The organism is Mesorhizobium jarvisii (genome assembly GCF_003601985.1).
Classification (GTDB): Bacteria; Pseudomonadota; Alphaproteobacteria; order Rhizobiales; family Rhizobiaceae; genus Mesorhizobium; species Mesorhizobium jarvisii.
This window is the reverse complement of the sequence record NZ_QZXA01000001.1, coordinates 576,021-593,450: the sequence shown is the minus strand read 5'-3', so window position 1 is coordinate 593,450 and position 17,430 is coordinate 576,021. Positions and strand designations below refer to the sequence as shown.

General features: G+C 64.5%; 14 protein-coding genes. 5 read left to right on the top strand and 9 right to left on the bottom strand.

The features are described 5' to 3' along the window. Position 1 precedes the first annotated feature (1 nt). The 3 genes from D3242_RS02880 to D3242_RS02870 are packed head-to-tail and all read left to right on the top strand — an operon-like array spanning position 2 to position 3,110. Positions 2 to 1,168: an NAD(P)/FAD-dependent oxidoreductase gene (locus tag D3242_RS02880; protein ID WP_064983429.1), complete on the top strand. Its 1,167-nt coding sequence runs from the start codon at positions 2 to 4 to the stop codon at positions 1,166 to 1,168. After that, positions 1,165 to 2,448 carry a Zn-dependent hydrolase gene (locus tag D3242_RS02875; protein WP_064983427.1) on the top strand — a complete coding sequence of 428 codons (1,284 nt, stop codon included), beginning with the start codon at positions 1,165 to 1,167 and terminating at the stop codon, positions 2,446 to 2,448. The genes D3242_RS02880 and D3242_RS02875 overlap by 4 nt, the downstream gene beginning before the upstream one ends. Beyond that, complete coding sequence (locus D3242_RS02870; protein WP_064983425.1) at positions 2,445 to 3,110, top strand: cysteine hydrolase family protein; 666 nt, start codon at positions 2,445 to 2,447, stop codon at positions 3,108 to 3,110. Before D3242_RS02875 ends, D3242_RS02870 begins: the two co-directional genes overlap by 4 nt. Here the strand turns inward: D3242_RS02870 and D3242_RS02865 are convergent. The 9 genes from D3242_RS02865 to D3242_RS02825 form a co-directional block, all read right to left on the bottom strand. Beyond that, positions 3,095 to 4,582 (bottom strand): N-acyl-D-amino-acid deacylase family protein, encoded by a 1,488-nt coding sequence (locus tag D3242_RS02865; RefSeq protein WP_064983423.1) that lies wholly within the window; start codon positions 4,580 to 4,582, stop codon positions 3,095 to 3,097. The genes D3242_RS02870 and D3242_RS02865 overlap by 16 nt on opposite strands. Positions 4,583 to 4,594: 12 nt before the next feature. After that, a complete protein-coding gene (locus D3242_RS02860) occupies positions 4,595 to 6,136 on the bottom strand; it encodes a trimethylamine methyltransferase family protein (RefSeq protein WP_019856641.1) in 1,542 nt (513 codons plus the stop codon). Between the two features lie 22 nt (positions 6,137 to 6,158). Beyond that, positions 6,159 to 7,127, bottom strand: coding sequence for a D-2-hydroxyacid dehydrogenase (locus tag D3242_RS02855; RefSeq protein ID WP_064983603.1), 969 nt, complete (start codon positions 7,125 to 7,127; stop codon positions 6,159 to 6,161). Between the two features lie 10 nt (positions 7,128 to 7,137). Next, positions 7,138 to 8,046: a dihydrodipicolinate synthase family protein gene (locus D3242_RS02850; RefSeq protein ID WP_064983421.1), complete on the bottom strand. Its 909-nt coding sequence runs from the start codon at positions 8,044 to 8,046 to the stop codon at positions 7,138 to 7,140. Beyond that, positions 8,043 to 8,558, bottom strand: coding sequence for an aminomethyltransferase family protein (locus D3242_RS02845; RefSeq protein WP_167470407.1), 516 nt, complete (start codon positions 8,556 to 8,558; stop codon positions 8,043 to 8,045). Before D3242_RS02845 ends, D3242_RS02850 begins: the two co-directional genes overlap by 4 nt. 75 nt (positions 8,559 to 8,633) lie before the next feature. Continuing rightward, positions 8,634 to 11,492, bottom strand: a complete 2,859-nt coding sequence (locus D3242_RS02840) for a 2Fe-2S iron-sulfur cluster-binding protein (RefSeq protein ID WP_064983418.1) — start codon at positions 11,490 to 11,492, stop codon at positions 8,634 to 8,636. Further along, positions 11,489 to 11,755: a sarcosine oxidase subunit delta gene (locus D3242_RS02835; protein ID WP_019856646.1), complete on the bottom strand. Its 267-nt coding sequence runs from the start codon at positions 11,753 to 11,755 to the stop codon at positions 11,489 to 11,491. Before D3242_RS02835 ends, D3242_RS02840 begins: the two co-directional genes overlap by 4 nt. A 19-nt stretch (positions 11,756 to 11,774) precedes the next feature. Then, on the bottom strand, positions 11,775 to 13,016 hold the full coding sequence (locus D3242_RS02830) for an FAD-dependent oxidoreductase (protein ID WP_019856647.1): 1,242 nt from the start codon (positions 13,014 to 13,016) through the stop codon (positions 11,775 to 11,777). A gap of 5 nt (positions 13,017 to 13,021) precedes the next feature. Continuing rightward, entirely contained in the window at positions 13,022 to 14,434 is a 1,413-nt protein-coding gene (locus tag D3242_RS02825; protein ID WP_223217777.1) for an MmgE/PrpD family protein, read from the bottom strand. A 169-nt stretch (positions 14,435 to 14,603) separates the two neighbouring features. Here D3242_RS02825 and D3242_RS02820 point away from each other — a divergent pair, with 169 nt between their 5' ends. Together D3242_RS02820 and D3242_RS02815 are read left to right on the top strand one after the other, a co-directional pair. Next, positions 14,604 to 15,491 carry a LysR substrate-binding domain-containing protein gene (locus D3242_RS02820; protein ID WP_019856649.1) on the top strand — a complete coding sequence of 296 codons (888 nt, stop codon included), beginning with the start codon at positions 14,604 to 14,606 and terminating at the stop codon, positions 15,489 to 15,491. A 194-nt stretch (positions 15,492 to 15,685) separates the two neighbouring features. Continuing rightward, positions 15,686 to 17,341, top strand: coding sequence for an ABC transporter substrate-binding protein (locus D3242_RS02815; RefSeq protein ID WP_019856650.1), 1,656 nt, complete (start codon positions 15,686 to 15,688; stop codon positions 17,339 to 17,341). The last annotated feature ends 89 nt before the right edge of the window (positions 17,342 to 17,430 follow it).

The following is a 17,430-nucleotide window of genomic DNA, read 5'->3' as shown; positions in this document are numbered from 1 at the left end:
TATGAGTGCCGCCGAGGAAACCGAAGTCATCATCATTGGCGGCGGCATTGCCGGCGCAGGCGCCGCCTTCGAGATTTCCCGCACTTCCAAGGTGGTCGTGCTCGAGCGGGAAAGCCATTGCGGCTACCACACCACCGGCCGCTCGGCGGCGAGCTTTACCGAGAACTACGGCAACGGCATCATCCGCCGCATCGTGCTGGCAAGCCGGGCTTTCCTGAGCGAGCCGCCAGCCGGCTTCAGCGATTATCCGCTGCTCGGCAAGCGCGGCATGATCACCGTGGCGCGCGCCGATCAGCTCGACCTCTTGGCGCAGGATCTAGAGGCCGCGCAGGCGCTGGTGCCCTCGATCGTCGTCATGACACCGGCCGAGGCGATTGCGCGCGTGCCGGTGCTGCGCGCGGATTATCTCGCCGGCGCCTATATCGAGCCGCATTCGATGGACATCGATGTCAACGGCCTGCATCAAGGCTATCTGCGCGGCGCCCGCGCGCGTGGCGCGCGCATCGTCACCAATGCCGGCGTTAACGCCATCGACCGCCGAGGCGGCCAGTGGCGGGTCGAAACCCCGGCGGGAACATTCCTTGCGCCAACGCTCGTCAATGCCGCCGGTGCCTGGGGCGACGAGATCGCTTTGATGGCGGGCGTGCGTCCGGTCGGATTGCAACCGAAGCGCCGCACCGCCTTCAACATTCCAGCACCCGCGGGTGTCGACATATCAGAGTGGCCGCTGGTCAACGATGTCGGCGCCGAATTCTATTTCAAGCCTGATGCCGGGCAGTTGTTCGTCTCGCCTGCCGATGCGACGCTTTCTCCACCGATGGATGCCTATGCGGAGGACATCGACGTCGCGATCGGCGCCGAGCGTCTTGAACGGGCCACCACGATCGAAGTGCAGCGCGTATCGCGCTCATGGGCGGGCTTGCGGACCTTCGTCGCCGATGGCTCGCCGGTGGTCGGACCGGATGACGAGGTCCCGGATTTCGTCTGGCTGGTCGGGCAGGGCGGTTACGGCATCAAGACCTCGCCGGCGCTGTCGCGCGTCTGCGCCAGCCTGATCGCGGGCAAGGGCTTTCCAGACGAGGTCGCAAGGCAGGGTGTGTCGTTGGACGACCTCACGCCACACCGGCTGCGCGGCGGCGAGTCTCAAACCAGGCAGGTTGCTTCATGAGCAACGCCGCCCTCACAGCCGGCGGCACGTTGGCCGGGCATCTGCTGGAGAGGCTGGCGCAGGCCACCACTGACGCGCCAGGGATCACGCGCGTCGCCTACGGAGCCGGCGAGCGTTTTGCGCATGGTCTCGTGCGCGACGAAGCGGAAAAGCTCGGTGCCACGGCGCGTGTCGATCCCGCCGGTAATCTCTATCTAACGCTGAAGGGCCGCAATCCGGATTTGCCGGCGATTGTCATCGGCTCGCATCTCGACAGTGTGCCGCATGGCGGCAATTTCGACGGCGCCGCTGGTGTCGTGGCGGGGCTGGCGGTGATGGCCGAACTGGTTGGGCGAGGCATCCAGTTGCCGCGCGACCTGATCGTGCTGGCGACCCGCGCCGAAGAGGCTGTCTGGTTTCCCCTGTCCTATCCCGGCAGCCAGGCCGCACTTGGCCTGCTGCAGCCGGCCGCGCTAGACGCAAAGCGGTCGGACAGCGGACGCACGCTGGCCGAGCACATGTTGGAAGAGGGTTTCGACCCCGATGCCGTGCGGCGCGGCGTGCCTAGCATCGATGCCGGCCGGATCGCGGCTTTCATCGAAGTGCATATCGAGCAGGGACCGCGCCTTGTCGCGTCCGGCGCGCCGGTCGGTATCGTCACCGGCATTGCCGGCGGCTTCCGCTATGTCGAGGCAAAATGCTTCGGCGCCTATGGCCATTCCGGCGCCGAGCCGCGCTTTGCCCGGCATGACAGTGTGCTTGGCTTTGCCGATCTGGTCGCCGGCCTTGAAGCGGAATGGGACGCGCTCGAGCGCGAAGGCCACGAAGCCACCATCACCTTCGGCCGGGTGGAATCCGATCCGAGCCAGCATGGCGGCAGCCGCGTCCTGGGCGAGCTTCGCTTCACGCTCGATGTGCGCAGCGCCGAGGCCGCTGTCCTGGAACGGATCGCGGCGAGGCTGCACGCGATCTTCGCCGAAGTCAGCACGAAGCGTGGTGTCAGCTTCGAGGCCGGGCCACGCTTCACCTGGGAGCCGGCGACCATGTCGCGGGCGCTGATTACGAGGTTGGACCGCGCTGCCACAGAGCTGCAGATCCGGTCGCCGCATGTGCCGAGCGGGGCGGGGCATGACGCGGCCACCTTTGCCGGCGCCGACATTGCGACCGCCATGATCTTCGTGCGCAATGAGAACGGCAGCCACAACCCGCATGAAGCGATGGAGATCGCCGATCTCGATCAGGCGATCCGCCTGCTTCTTCGTTTCGTCACCGACTTCGACAATCCCCTGGGACAGCCATGAACCTTGCCGCGACCGCCCTGCTCGTCATCGACCTGCAGAACGAATACCGCCCCGGTGCCGCCTGGCCGGTGATCGGCTATGACGCGGTGCTCGCCAACACCGCCACGCTGATCGAAGCCGCTCGTGCGGCGGGCGTGCCGGTCATCCATGCCCAGGCCTGGGTGAAGCCGGAGGAACGCGACGGCTATGCGCGGCAGGAAGAAATCCTGACCGAGGAATTCCGCTCCGCCGTGGCCGGCAGCGAAGGTGCTGCGATCTGCCCCGAGGTGGCGGCGCTGCCCGGCGATATCATTATCCAAAAGCACTGGCCGAGCGCCTTTCGCCGCACTGATCTTTCAAAACGGCTCGCCGACTTCAAGGTCGAGAACCTGATCGTGACCGGCGTCCTGACCGACAGCTGCGTGACCGAGAGCGTGTTCGACGCGGTCTATCAGGGGTTCAGGGTCTGGCTGGTCAAGGATGCCTGCGGCAGCATGAGCGAGGCCATGCACCGCACCGGCATGCTCGACATGGCCAACCGGCTCTATGGCGGCGGCATATTGCGCCTGCCCGAGGCACAGAAGGCGCTCGCCGGCCAGCCCTTCGACGGCTGGCGCTGCACGCGGCCGGTGGAATTCGTCTACACGTTAGAGACGCTCGACCGGATTTACGAGGCGCTGTGATCGACGCCGCAACCGCATGCGCCTCCGACAACTTTTGAAGCCGAGGGCTTGAGAACCGCGCCCGGCAATGCTCCGGTCGCCCTGCCGCCGCGCCAGACGGATATGCCATTGACGAAGACATTCTCGATGCCGGTAGCGGGCCGACGCGGCTCCTCGAAGGTAGCGGTGTCGATGATCGTTTCCGGATCGAAGATGACGAGGTCGGCGAAATTGCCTTCCGCCAGAAGCCCGCGCTGCGCGATGCCGAATTCCCGTGCGGGCAGGCCGGTCATGCGGAACACAGCCTCCTCCAGGCTGAACAGGCCAACATCCCTGGCATAGTGACCGAGCACACGCGGAAAGGTGCCCCATAGGCGCGGATGCGGATGGATGTCGTGCGGAAGGCCGTCCGAGCCGATCATCGTGCGCGGATGCGCGATGATGTTGCGCACATCCGTCTCGTCGAGCTGGAAATAGACGGCACCTGCCGGCAGCAGGAGTTCGCCCGCCTCGCGCTCGCTGCATTTCCATTCCCGCCCGATGTCGGCGATCTCGCGCCTGGCCATCTCCGGATGCGGATCCGACCAGGTGATGAGGATCCTCAGGCCGGTGTCGCAGCGCTCGAGCCGAAGCACCGTAGAGCTCGCGGCATAGGGGTAGACATCCATGCCGATGTCCATCGTTTTGCGCGCCTGGTCGATCCGTTGCAGGGAAGGGGTGCTTTTGCCGAAATTGGCGCGGCCGGTGCATTGATGGTGCGAGATGAAGAGCTTGCCACCGGCATGGTCGGCGATGTCGATGGCTTCCTCGATGGCCTCGTCCATCGTCTCGAAATAGTTGCGCGTGTGGGTGACATAAGGGCCGCCGAGGCTTGCCGCCGTGGCAGCGAGCGCCTTGACCTCTTCGGTCGAGGAGTTGACCGCCGGCGGATAGTCGAGGCCGGTGCTGAGCCCGAACGCACCTTCGGCCATCGCCTCGGCGACCGCCTCCTGCATCGCCGCCGTCTCGGCTTCGTTGGCCGGACGGTCGGTCACCGGCATGCAGCGCTGGCGCAACGTGGTGTGGCCGACCAACAAGGCTGCGTTGGTGGCGATGCCACACTTTTTCAACTCAGCGACATAGTCGGCAAAACGGTCGAAACGGAAATTCTCGCGGCCGCCGACCAGCGTGAAGGGCGGTGGCGGCGTCTTGTCGAAAAGCAGCGGCGCCAGGCTGACGCCGCAATTGCCGGCGATCACCGTCGTCACGCCCTGGCTGATCTTCGGGTCCATGCCGCGCGGAGCCAGCAGCGCGCCATCGTCATGGGTGTGCACGTCGATGAAGCCGGGCGCCACCACCTTGCCCCTGGCATGGATTTCCTCGATGCCAGTCGCGTCGTCCAGCCGACCGATGGCGGCGATCCTGTCGCCGGTGATGGCGATGTCGGCCTTGAAAGGTTTCGAGCCGTCGCCGGCGATCAGCGTCGCGTTGCGGATGACGAGATCATAGGGCATCGGGCAGAGGTCCTAACCTTCAGGATTGGCGGCGATCTCCTCGCGGCGGCGCGCGACATAGGCGTCGAGCTCCTCGCGGATCGCGGGGTCCATCGCCGGTTCTTCGTAGTCGTGCAGCGCCTGCTGCCAGAGCTCCGTAGCCCGCTCCAGCGCATCCTTGCCGCCGGCTTCCTCCCAGGCGCCATGGTTCTGCCAGTTGGAGAGCATGGGCTGGTAGAAGGCGGTGGTGTAGCGCGACATTGTGTGCTCGGCGCCGAAGAAATGGCCGCCGGCCGGCACCGATTTGATGGCCTCGAAACCGAGATCGTCCTCCTGGAACGGCAGCGGCCGCAGGAACTCCATCATGTTCTGCAGGATCTCGACGTCGAGCACGAGCTTTTCATAGGAGGCGGTGAGCCCGCCCTCCAGCCAGCCGGCGGCGTGATAAATCAGATTGGCGCCGCCGAGCACCGCGCCCCAGGTCGCCATTTCCGTCTCATAGGCGGCCTGCAGGTCGACCACGTTGGAGGCGTTGGCATTGGAGGTGCGGTAGGGCAGATGATAACGCCGCGCCAATTGGCCGGCGATGATGTTGGCCTTGGCATTCTCCGGTGTGCCGAAGGCCGGCGCTCCCGACTTCATGTCGACATTGGAGGTGAAGGCGCCGTACATCACCGGCGTGCCGGGATTGACGAGCTGGGTCAGCACCACGCCGAACAGCGCCTCGGCATTCTGCTGGCAAAGCGCTGCGGCAAGCGTCACCGGCGTCATTGCCCCCATCAAGGTGAAAGGCGTGACGGTCACCGGCTGGCCATGTTCGGCCATTGCGATCAACCCTTCCGCCATCGCATCGTCGAACAGGCGCGGTGAGTTGATCGAGATGATCGTGGTCACGCCGGGCGAGGCGCGCATCTCCTCGACGGAGATGCCGCGCGCGATCGCCATCATGTTGATCCCGTCCATCGCCCTCGCGCGACCGATCGCCGTGCAGTGGAAGGAGAGATCGCTCAGCGTCAGATTGGCATGGTAGGTGTCGAGATGGCGGGAATTGGCCGGCAGCTCCATCGGCGCCACCACCTGGTTGCCGATGATGTGGATGGCATTGAAGTGGTGCGCCAGCTTGATGAAGTTCTGGTAGTCGGCAAGATTGCCCTGACGGCGGCCGTGGATGCGGTCGTGCACATTCGGCGGACCCGCCACCAGGCCGAAGACCAGCGAATTGCCGCCGAGATGCACCTGCTTCTCAGGATTGCGGCTGGTCAGCGTGAAGGAGGACGGCACCGCCCGCAGCGCCTCGTTCACCAGGCTCTCGTCGATGCGGATGGTCTTTTCCTCGCGGTCGACGATGGCGCCGGCGGAAGCGAACAGGTCCATCACCCGCTCGCTCATGACGCGGATGCCGAGTTCAGACAGTATACGCATCGAGGTGTCGTGAAGCCGCTCCATCCGCTCTTCGTCGAGCAACTGCATCGGCGGGTAGGGGTTCTCCACATGCTGCCAGGGCAGTTGCGCGATACCGCCGCCGCTGCGTCCCAGCTTCGATCTGCGGCCGCCGCCGCGCCTGTCCTGTGACATCGGATTTATTCCTTCCCGGCCGTCAATAGCCGCGTTCCGGACTGACCACGTTCTCCAGCGGCTCGCCGTTGCGATAGCGCTTCAGATTGTCGGCGAACATGCGAACCGACTTGATGTCCCAGCCGTCATAGACCGCCGCGCGATGCGGCGTGATGGCGACGTTGTCGTAACCCCAAAGCGGATGCTCTGGGGGCAGTGGCTCGGTCGCAAAGACATCCAGCGCCGCGCCCTTGATCCGTTTGGCGTCGAGCGCGGCCGAGAGTGCTGCCTCCTCGACGACGCCGCCGCGCGAAATGTCGATGAGCACGGCTGACGGCTTCATCGCGGCGAAGGCCGCCTCACCGACCAGGCCGCGCGTGCTGGACAGCAACGGCACGCAGCAGACGATGAAATCGGCGCGGCCAATCAGCGGCAGGAGCGCGTCCGGACCATGCACCTCTTCGACGCAAGGCATCGGCTTGGGGCGTGCCCGAATGCCGAGCGTGTGCATGCCCATTGCCTGTGCCCGCTTGGCGACGGCCTCACCGGTCTTGCCGAGGCCAATGATGAGTACGGTCTTGCCCTCGATCGGCTCGACACGGCCGCCTCCCCACTGGCGAGCCTGCTGGCGGCGTTCGAAGCCGCGCAAGTCGAGCGAAAAGGAGAGCATGGCGCCCAACACATATTCCGCAAGCATGCCGGCGGCGACGCCCGCGGAATTGGTCACCGTAACGCGCGTCGGATCCCAGCGACCCAGATGATCCGTGCCGGAGCCGCCGATGGACACCCATTTTACGGTCGGGCTTTCGACGAGGGCCTGGCGTGGATAGCGTGGCGTCCCATCGAAGCGGATGGAATAGACCACTTCCGCCGCCACGCGCTCGATCAACTCGGGAAGCGCCGCGTAGCTCTCGCAGGGATGCACCGGCAGGTCCGGGTGCGTCTCCACGAGCACGGCCAACGCGCCGGCCGGCTTGTCGGTGTGCAAAATGACGGTTGGGCGAGGGGACATGATGCCGGTCTCAGCTCCGGCCAATGTGATCGGCCGAAGGACCGAGCGCTGCGAGCAGTTTCTCGCCGCTCTCGAGCGTCGCGTTCTCATGTGGAGCGCGCAGGTTCAGCCATCGCCTGTCGCCCGAGCGCACCGCCAGGACGGCCTTCATCGCCGGGATCAGCCCGGCATCCTGGATGATCTTGCGGAACGCCTTGATCGCGGCATCCGCCTCGGCGACGTCCTCGCCTGCCAGCGTACGATCATAGAGGGAGCGGATGGCCGCGGCGTTGAGGTTGACGGTGGCCGAGATGCAGCCTGCCGCGCCGTGGGCCAGGCCCTTGGTCAATTGCGCTTCAGAGCTGGGGAACACCGCAACCTTGGGCGCCGCTGCAATCACCGCCGCCGTGTTGTTCCAGTCGCCGGCGCTGTCCTTGTAGGCGACAACGGTGTCAGGAAAGGTTTCGCTCAAAAGCGCCGTCAAGCCAGGGCTCACCGCCACGCCGGAGTTCTGCGGGATATGGTAGAGGATCATCTTCATCGCAGGATTCGCGATCCGCTCGATCAGTTCGCTGTAGTAGCGTTTCTGGCCATCGTCGCCGACGGCGGTGTAAAAGAACGAAGGCAGCACCATCACCCCGGCGCAGCCGAGCCCGACCGCGTGCGCCGACAGTTCGACGGTTTCGGGCAGCGCTGTAACGCCGGTGCCGGGCATCAGCCGGCTTGGTGAAATGCCGGCTTCGATCAGCCACTCCAGCGCCTGGGTGCGTTCATCGAGCGAGAGCGACAGCGCCTCACCGGTGGTGCCGAAGGGAGACAGGAAATGTGCCCCCTGGCCCAGCACCCATTTGGCGTGGCCTATCCAGAGGTCGCGCGCGATGCGGCCACCGTCTTCGAACGGCGTCAGGATCGGTGCGATGGTTCCTTGCGGGCGGGTCATGTGCGTCCTTCCGTATCGATCGGCAAATCTGTGCAGTGCCTGGCTGCCGCCGTTACCATCCTGGCGAAGTACGCCGACGCGGTGATGTCGAACAATACGTCGAAGCCCGCCTGGGAACGGAACGTGACGGCCTCGATGTGGCCAACGCGCGTCTGCGCAATGTCCTCGGTGCCGAATCTGTCCGCTCTGAGATCAAGCGCGCATAGCCGCTCCATGGCGCTCGGCGCCCGCGGACCCGAGAGGCGTAGCCATGCCCAGCCTTCCTCGCGCCATGACGAATAGCCCTTTGGCTCGATTGCGCCATGCCAGTTGCCTGCAAGCTCGGCGAGCGCGTTGTCGGCGTCTTCGGCCAGCAACAGGATATCGTCGTTGCCAAGGCGCAGCACACGTGCACCGCGCCAGCTCTCGATGCGATTGACAGCAGGCAAGGGCACGCCTCGCGACGCGAGCCAGCCGGCGCTGCCGCCGCCCTTAAGGCCGAAGCGGAGACTGCCCGTAAGATCGGTCAGCATCACCGCTCCCGAAGGCAGACTCGCGCCGTCCGCGGCGCCACCCGGCATGAACGGAAACACAGGGGATGCTGGCATTTACATCTCCTGCCGTGCATTCGCGGGATCGAAGAAAGCATGACCGACCACCGGTGCTTCGACCAATTGCCCGTTCCGGCACTTTACGGTCACTCGGCTCCCTTCCGTGGCGTCGGTAACATGGACGTAGGCGAGCGCTATGGTACAGCCGAGCGTCGGGGAGAAGCCGACCGAGGTGATCTGTCCGACGGGAGCATTGCCGCGAAGCACGAGGCAGCTTTCGCCGGGAGTATCCCTGGCATCGGCCGGAAATCGCAGGCTGACGAGCTTGCGCGCCTGGCCCAGCCTTGCGCGCATTTCGATCGACCGCTTGCCGACGAAGAACGGTTTCTTCTTCGAGACTGCCCAGCCAAAGCCGAGCTCGTCCGGCGTGGTGATGGCATCGGTGTCCTGGCCGATCAGGATGTGCCCCTTCTCCAGGCGAAGGATGCGCGAGGCTTCGAGACCGTAAGGCTTCAAACCGTACGGTTTGCCGGCAGTCATCACCGCGTCCCAAAGGGCGGGTGCGAGGCTTGACGGACAGTGCAGTTCGTAGCTCAGCTCGCCGGTGAAGCCGATCCGCATGACACGCACCGGCACACCGGCGACAACGCCTTCGCGGCCGCTCAGATAGGGGAATGCTTCGCGTCCAAAATCGATGTCGCTGTCCAGCGCCTCAAGCACGGACCTGGCCTTGGGTCCGGTGACATTCAAGCCGGAGAACACGCCGGTGAGGTTAAGGACATCGACCCGCAAACGCCATTGCGCATTCCAGAACAGCATGTCGGCGTAAACACGCGCGACCGCACCCGTGGTGGCCGTCACATAGAACCGGTCCTCCGCCATGCGGTAGGCGACGCCGTCATCGACCACCGAGCCCATCTCGTTGAGCATCAGGCAATAGCGGACGCGCCCGACTGGCTGGTTGGCATGCGCCATGGTGTAGAGGCGGTCGAGGAAGGCGCCGGCATCCGGCCCACGCAGTTCGAGCTTCCCGAGCGTCGAGACGTCGAGCAGGCCCACGCCTTCGCGCACCGCCGTGATCTCACCGCGGATCGCCTTTTCCGCCTCGCTTGCCTCACCATAGAAATACGGCCGCCACCAGGCGCCGACCGGCTTCATCACGGCGTTGAGCGCGAGGTGTCTTGCATGCAGCGCAGTGCGCCGTTCGAGCGGCTCGTGGTGGCCGGCGAGCACACCCAGCGTCTCCGGTCCGACCGGCGGGCGGGCAGTGGTGATGCCGACTTCGGCGACCGTGCGGTTGGTCGCTTCGGCAACGATCCTCGCAGTTGCCAGCGCGGAATGGCGCCCCTGGCTCGGACCCATGCCGACGGTGGTGAAGCGCTTGACGAGCTCGATCTCGCGATAGCCCTCCTTGACCGCGTTCAGCAGATCCTTGACCTGCAAGTCCTCGTCGAAATCGACGAAATCGCGCCCCTTTGGATTGGCGACGATCGGCTCCACATGGAGCCGGCTGGTGATGGTCGGCTTGTTGGGGATTCTGTCTTCTACGACCGCTTGGCCGAGCCGCGAAAGCGCGGCGGCCGCCGCCTGACGACCGCTGGCAATCGCGCCCTGCAGATCGCTGCCTCTGGAAACGGCACCGGCAAGGTGGATCGGCGCTTTTGGGAGAGTGAGTGTCATCGATCCGCTATCGGCGTCATAGCCGACCCTTGCTCCGGCCTGGCAAGGCAGTTGCCAGGCAGGCACCTGGCCGGCCGAGACGGCGAGCAGATCGCATTCGATCCAGCTTCCACCGACACGAACCCGGGAAAGATGGCGATTTCCCGCCGTCCCCTCGGCGGCGTCGATCGTCGCGGCCTTCTGGATCGTCACGCCCTTGCCGTGCAACTCGGCTTCGAAGGGACCTGTCTCGCTGCTGGATCTCGGATCAGCGACTAGCATGACCGAGACGCCGGCCTCGACCAGATCGAGCGCGACGCAGTAGCCTTCGTCGCTGGTGGCCAGCACCACAGCCTTTTGTCCCGGGCGCACGCCATAGTGCCGGATCAGCCGCTGCGCGGCACTGCCCAGCATAATTCCCGGCAGGTCGTTGTTACGAAAGATGGCGGGCTGCTCGATGGAGCCTGTGGCCAGGATAACCGCGCGCGCCCGTGTGCGATGGAGCCGGTCACCTTGAATCAGCGGCAGCCAGTTGTCCTCATACCATCCGTTGCAGACCGTCCCGATCAGTAGACGCAGATTTGGCAGCGCCCGAAGTCTGGAGGACAGGTCAACAAGCATGGCCGGATCATACCGACCATAGGTCAGCGATCCGCCGATCTCCGGGTTCTCGTCGCAGAGCACGACATCCGCGCCACCCTCGGCGGCGATGATCGCGGCGTTCAGTCCGGCCGGACCCGCGCCGACCACGAGGATGTCGCAATGCAGATGCGTCTTGTCGAAATGCCGGTGCGGGGCCGTGGTGTCGACCACGCCCAGCCCGGCCTTGCGGCGGATCATCGGCTCCCAGAATTTGAGCCAGCTGTCACGGCGTGGTCCCATGAAGGTGCGGTAGTAGAAACCAACAGGCAGAAAGCGCCCCAACCTGTCAATGATCGCGTCGCGGTCGCGTTCGAGCGAGCCGTTGACGTTTTGGGCGCTGACCCGCAGCCCCGTGCTGATCGGCGTGCGGTCGGCGGCGACGTTCGGCTCGGACGGCAGTTGCACCAGCGTATTGGCGTCCGCGCCGGTCATTGAGAGGATGCCGCGCGGCCGGTGGTATTTGAAGGAACGCGACAGCACCCATTGTCCGGAGGCCGCGAGCGCGCTGGCGATGCTATCGCCGGCATAGCCTTCAAAATGCTTGCCCTCGAAAGTAAAGGGGATCGGACGGCTGCGGTCGATTCTGCTCCCCCAGGGCTCAGCTAGCCGATTCATGATTGGGCCCGACGTTCGGAAGCGTCGAAAGTGCGGATGATCTCGTTGGTGACGAGGTCGCGCTCGGCCAGGAAAAAATAATTGCTCGGCACATGCCGCCACCACTCAACCACCATACCCCTGCGGTTCTCGGCGCGGAACAGGTGTCGCGACCAGTCGGCATCGGCGGTCATATCCGGATCCGGCTCCGCGCGGACGGGTCCGAAAGATTGGAACTCGTCTATGTTGCGCGGGCCGTTCATCGGGCAGGTCAGGATCTTCATGGTCAGTGGCGTTTCATGGTCAGTGACTGGCCGCCGTAGCGCCCATTTCGTTGAGCAGCCGGAATGTCTCGAAGCGCTCAAGCGCGAATGGCTTCAGGATGTCTGGCACACGGCCCGTGGCGATGGCCTGCGCCATCCGCTTGCCGGCGACCGGCGTTGCCTTGAAGCCCCATGTGCCCCAGCCGCAATCGAGCCATAGATTTTCGAGTGGGCTGGCACCCATGATCGGGCTGTAGTCAGGCGTCATGTCGGTGACCCCTGCCCATTGCCGGAGCAGCCGCACACCTTGCAGGAACGGAAAGAGGTGGACGGCGCCTTCGGAGAGGTGCTCCTTCATGTCGAGCGTCGATCGCGTGGAATAGAGCTGGTAGGGATCGGAGCCGCCCCCGATGACGACCTCGCCGCGCGAGGACTGCACCAGATAGGTGTGCAGGGATACGGAGGAAACCAGCGTGTGCAGCCAAGGCTTCAGCGGCTGCGTCACCATCGCCTGCAGTGGATAGCAGCGGATCGGAAGCTCCACGCCGGCCATCATCGCCACGTCGTAATTCATCCCCCCGGTCGCGATCAGCACCTGACCGCAGGCGATGCGGCCGCGGTTGGTCCTGACGGCCCGGACTTGATCGCCGACAACCTCGAAGCCTTCCACTTCGGTACGCTGGTGGATCTCGACACCGCGTCGCGACGCTTGGGCGGCATAGCCCCATGCCACCGCGTCGTGCCGCGCGGTGCCGCCGTCGGCATGCCAGAGTCCGCCAAGGATCTCGAGCGCGCCGCCATAGTCCATGTTGAGAGACGGCACGAGTTCCTCAACCGCCTTCTGGTCGATCACTTCGGTCCGTGTGCCCAGATGCTTGCCCATCTCGGCGCGTGCGTGGAAGCTGCGAAGAGTTGCTTCCGTGTGCGCAAGGGTTAGCTGGCCGCGCTGCGAGAACATGACGTTGAAGTCGAGTTCCTGCGAGAGATTCTCGAAAAGTTCGACGGCTTCCTTGTAGAAGGCGATGCCCTCGGGCGTGATGTAGTTCGAGCGGATGGTGGTCGTGTTGCGCGCGGTGTTGCCGCCCGCGAGGTAACCCTTCTCGATTACGGCGACGCTGCTTATGCCGTGATATTTCGACAGGTGATGCGCGCACGACAATCCGTGGCCGCCGCCGCCGACGATGACGACATCGTAGGATGGCTTGAGGTCCGGCGTCGCGGGGATGTCGCCGCTGACCGGATAGGTCCTGCTGAGACCGTATTTCAAAAGTCTGAGCGGCATCTAGCCTACCACGCTGGCCGCTGGAGAAGCGTACTGATCAATGGCGGATCGTAGATCAATACCGAAAGATCGGAAAAACGGCTTTCATGATCCGCAAGAGACAGGACTGCGTCCCGGATCGCGCTGGCGCGGCCCTGTCCCAGCACCGGCGTCGCGTAGTCCATGTACTTGGCCTCGATTTCAGCCTCTGTCAGAGGCGCCTCTGGTCCACCGCGCGCGTGAACGTCGCCGGAAGCGAGCACGCGCGCATCGCGGGTCGTGATCGTCACATCGGCCCAGCGGCCTGCCGGGAAGCGGGCGCTGTGGCGCGCAGATTCCGATACGCTGATACGATCCAGCATGTCGGCGACGGCGGCATCCCCAAGCCCGCTGCCTGAAATATGTTCCAGTCCGATGCGGCCATGGACAATAAAGGTCGCGACGGCGAAGCGCAGGCTGTACTGCGCCTTGGAGGTCGTGTCCGGCATGCCGTCGAACAGTGTTGCGGCGTAGTGGAAGCTGTTCACCTCGACGTGGCTGATGTCGGAGGGCCCGAGATGATGCGCATGGCAGAGCCCGCGCGTCGCGTCGATTGCGGCATGCGCCCAACGGCAGATCGGGTACGGCTTCACATACTGGTGCAGCACCTGCCAAAAGGCGCCGAGATCCTGCCAATGCGTCGCGACTTCGGGCTCCTCGATCGTGATCGCCGGGGCGCCGGTAAAGCCGCGTTCGGCGAGCACGGCCGCGGACAGGCCGATCAAAGTGCCGATACCCGAGCCGTCATGCAGCATCGTCGGGTTCGCGATCTCGCGCATCATCTGGCTACGTGGGCCGTGATATTCGGCGATGCCAAGCGCCTGGCGCAGCTGATCGTCGCCGAGCCGCCGCAACCTGGCCGCCATCGCAACCACGCCCAGCGCGTTCCAGGCGCCCGACGTGTGGTAGTCGGACACGGTTGCATGCAGCGAGATACCTGCCCGGCCGGCGACTTCGTAGCCGACGACCAGGGAGGCCAGCGCTTCCGGGCCGCTGAGGTCGGGGAGCGCCTCGGCAAGCGCTGCCAGCGCCGGCACGACGGCGACGCCGATATGCCCCTTGGTCGGGCTGTAGCCGTCGTGGCCGTCGAGATTGTCGATCTGCGTTGCGGCCGCATAAGCGGCTCCGGCGATGCTGGCGCGGCGGCCGTCGAAAAGCATGCGCGCCGAATGCAGCGGATCGGCCGAGCCGTAGAGAAGGGTGGCGGTGTCGCGGGCGATCCGCCCGGCTTCCATAGGACCAGCCGCAATGGCGATTCCGAGCGTGTCGAGCAGAAGATATCGCGCCCGTTCCAGGACAGGGAACACATCTGCCGGCCGCCGCAACACGAAGTCGGCCAGGCGAACGGCAACGCTGGTACACGCGTCAGGCCCTTCACGCCGATGCGACGGCACAGCCACTGGCATTACTCCCCTCTGCGTCACGACATCATTAATTTGGGTTCATCGTGCTTTCACGCAATTAGTTCGGCGGCATTGGCCAAAAAAATTCACGTCTTGCGACCAGGCGCGATTGAACGCCGGCCCGTCTGTGGGATAGCTATCCCCTTGCGTCTTGCAGGAGTTAGCGATGAAGCCGCCACCCCCGTTGAACTATATCAGGTCCTTTGAGAGTTCGGCCCGGCATCTCTCCTTCACCGCCGCCGCCAACGAACTCGGATACACGCAAGCCGCTGTCAGCACGCATGTCCGCGCGCTCGAACATTACATCGGACGGCAATTGTTCATCCGCTATCCGCGCAGCCTCAAGCTCACCGAAATGGGCGAGGCGTTCCTGCCGACCTTGCGCCAGGCCCTCGATCAGATCGATCAGGCGACGGAGGCGATCGTGACCTCTTCGCGCAACCGCACCGTGGTCGTCTCCTGCCCGATGAGCCTGGCGGAGAACTGGCTGGCGGGTTGCATGGCCGCGTTTCGCAAGAAGCATCCCGAGATCGAGATCGTGCTGCACGGTACGATCTGGGAGGATATGAGCGAACAGATCGCCGACATCACCATTTCAACGCGGCGTTTCGACGACCGCCCGCCCGCGGGCATACCGCTTTGGAACGACGAGTTGTTGCTGCTGTGCGCCCCGGCGCTGCTGGATGGCGAAGACGCGCTGAAGACGCCGCGCGACATTCTCAAGGTGGACTGGATTTTCGTGCACGGCCGCCAGGAATACTGGCAGGTGGTCACCACGGCGCTTGGCCTCGACATGGACGACCACGACAAGGGCCTGTCGACGAACGCCTCCAACATCGCGCTCGAACTCGCCGCCATGGGAGCCGGACTGGTGGCCACCCAGCGGTCGCTTGCCCACGCCTATCTGCGTCGCGGGCTGCTCGTCGAACCCTTTCCGGTTCGGCCGCCGAGCCCCTGGAATTACTACCTCACCGAGAGCCAGCTCTCGAAAGGCAACATCGCGCGCATCGTGCGCGAATGGATCCTCTCGCGAGCCCGCGAAGACGGCGCCTGAAAGCCATCCGCGAGCGGCCGGCAAGCTCGCGCTCAAAAAATTGACACGCCAATGGCATCGTTTTTTTAGGCCTTTAGAACCGGGTTTTGGCGGTTCTTCGGGGCTTGAGCCCTTCCGGGATTTTTGCATCGCCCCTAACATGTCTGTCGCAAGGGGAATGTAACGGGCGGAAAGCCCTGAACCGGAGAACAACGATGACAATGTTCAAGAGCAACGGTGATCGCGTCCCGGCGGTCATCGAAAGCTACGCAGCCGAAGTCAAAAGCGGCAGGATGGATCGCCGCGAATTCCTGGCCATGGCAAGCGCGATGGGCGCCTCCACGGCATTCGCCTATTCGATGGCCGGCATCGCCCCGGCCAAGGCCGCGGCGATCGTGCCCGGCAAGAAGGGCGGCATCCTCAAGATGCAGATGATCATCAAGGACATGAAGGATCCGCGCTCCTGGGACTGGTCAGAGATCGCCAACGTCATGCGCCAGTGCAACGACTACATGATCCGCTACACCACCGACTTCACCTTCGAGGGCCATCTGGTCGAGAGCTGGGAGGTGAGCGACGACGCCACGGAATACACGCTGCATCTGCGCAAGGGCGTGAAGTGGTCGAACGGCGACGACTTCAACGCCGACGACATCGTCCACAACATCGAGCGCTGGTGCGACAAGGCGGCCGAAGGCAATTCGATGGCCGGCCGCATGGGCTCCCTGATCGATCCCGCCACCAAGAAAGCCGCCGCGGGCGCCATCACCAAGGTCGACGACCACACGGTGAAACTGAAATGCCATCAGTCCGACGTCACCATCATTCCAGGCTTTTCCGACTATCCGGCTGTCATCGTCCATCGCGACTTCGACAAGAACGGCGCGGACATGCTCAAGACGCCCGGCACCGGTCCCTATGAGCTGATCTCGTACAAGGTCGGCGAGTCGGCCTCGGTGCGGCGGCGCAAGGACTTCACCTGGTTCGGCGGCGAACCTTATCTCGACGGCGTCGATTGGACCGATTACGGATCGGACGCCTCCAACCCCGCCATCGCTAGCGCCTTCGAGGCCGGCGAGATCGACTGCAACTACCAGACCGTCGGCGGCACCGTCGATCTCTACGACAGCATGGGCCTGGTCAAGGAGGCGGTCGTCACCGCCGGCACCATCGTGCTGCGCACCAACGTGACCAACAAGCCCTATGACGACAAACGCGTGCGCAACGCCATCCAGCTCGCGGTCGACAACGAAACCGTGCTGAAGCTCGGCTACAGCGGCCTCGGACAGGTCGCGGAAAACCACCATGTCTGCCCGATCCATCCGGAATATTATGAATTGCCCAAAGTGCCGCGCGACATTGCCAAGGCCAAGGCGCTGATGACCGAGGCCGGTCAGATGGATCATGAATTCGAGCTCATCTCCTACGATTCGGACTATGTCAAAGACCCTGCCGACGTCGTCGCCGCGCAGATGCGCGAGGCCGGTTTCAAGGTCAAGCGCACCGTCATTCCGGGAGCCTCCTTCTGGAACGACTGGACGAAATACCCGTGGTCGACCACCGACTGGGGCATGCGGCCGCTCGGCGTCCAGGTGCTGGCGATCGCCTACCGCAGCGGTGAGGCCTGGAACGAGTCGGGCTACGCCAATCCGGAATTCGACAAGAAGCTCAATGCGGCGCTCGCCGTGGCGGACGTCGACAAGCGCAAGGAACTGATGAAGGACGTCGAGTTAATTCTGCAGGATTCCGGCATCCTCATCCAGGCGTTCTGGCGTTCGCTCTACCGGCACCATGCGACCTATGTGAAAAATCTCGGCATGCATCAGACATTCGAACTGCAGCTGGATAAGGTCTGGCTCGACAAGGCCTAGGCCGGGCCGTCACAGCAAATATCTCAGGGGCGCATGTTGCGCCCCTGACCTCGCCGGGCGACTGCGATTGACCCATCAGCTAAATCAAA

Bases quoted from the DNA above. Each gene is read 5' to 3' on its own strand.
- D3242_RS02830 (WP_019856647.1), bottom strand. From the start codon at position 13,016: ATGCCGCTCAGACTTTTGAAATACGGTCTCAGCAGGACCTATCCGGTC.
- D3242_RS02865 (WP_064983423.1), bottom strand. From the start codon at position 4,582: ATGCCCTATGATCTCGTCATCCGCAACGCGACGCTGATCGCCGGCGAC.
- D3242_RS02835 (WP_019856646.1), bottom strand. From the start codon at position 11,755: ATGAAGATCCTGACCTGCCCGATGAACGGCCCGCGCAACATAGACGAG.
- D3242_RS02875 (WP_064983427.1), top strand. From the start codon at position 1,165: ATGAGCAACGCCGCCCTCACAGCCGGCGGCACGTTGGCCGGGCATCTG.
- D3242_RS02870 (WP_064983425.1), top strand. From the start codon at position 2,445: ATGAACCTTGCCGCGACCGCCCTGCTCGTCATCGACCTGCAGAACGAA.
- D3242_RS02820 (WP_019856649.1), top strand. From the start codon at position 14,604: ATGAAGCCGCCACCCCCGTTGAACTATATCAGGTCCTTTGAGAGTTCG.
- D3242_RS02845 (WP_167470407.1), bottom strand. From the start codon at position 8,558: ATGCTGACCGATCTTACGGGCAGTCTCCGCTTCGGCCTTAAGGGCGGC.
- D3242_RS02880 (WP_064983429.1), top strand. From the start codon at position 2: ATGAGTGCCGCCGAGGAAACCGAAGTCATCATCATTGGCGGCGGCATT.
- D3242_RS02840 (WP_064983418.1), bottom strand. From the start codon at position 11,492: ATGAATCGGCTAGCTGAGCCCTGGGGGAGCAGAATCGACCGCAGCCGT.
- D3242_RS02815 (WP_019856650.1), top strand. From the start codon at position 15,686: ATGACAATGTTCAAGAGCAACGGTGATCGCGTCCCGGCGGTCATCGAA.
- D3242_RS02855 (WP_064983603.1), bottom strand. From the start codon at position 7,127: ATGTCCCCTCGCCCAACCGTCATTTTGCACACCGACAAGCCGGCCGGC.
- D3242_RS02860 (WP_019856641.1), bottom strand. From the start codon at position 6,136: ATGTCACAGGACAGGCGCGGCGGCGGCCGCAGATCGAAGCTGGGACGC.
- D3242_RS02850 (WP_064983421.1), bottom strand. From the start codon at position 8,046: ATGACCCGCCCGCAAGGAACCATCGCACCGATCCTGACGCCGTTCGAA.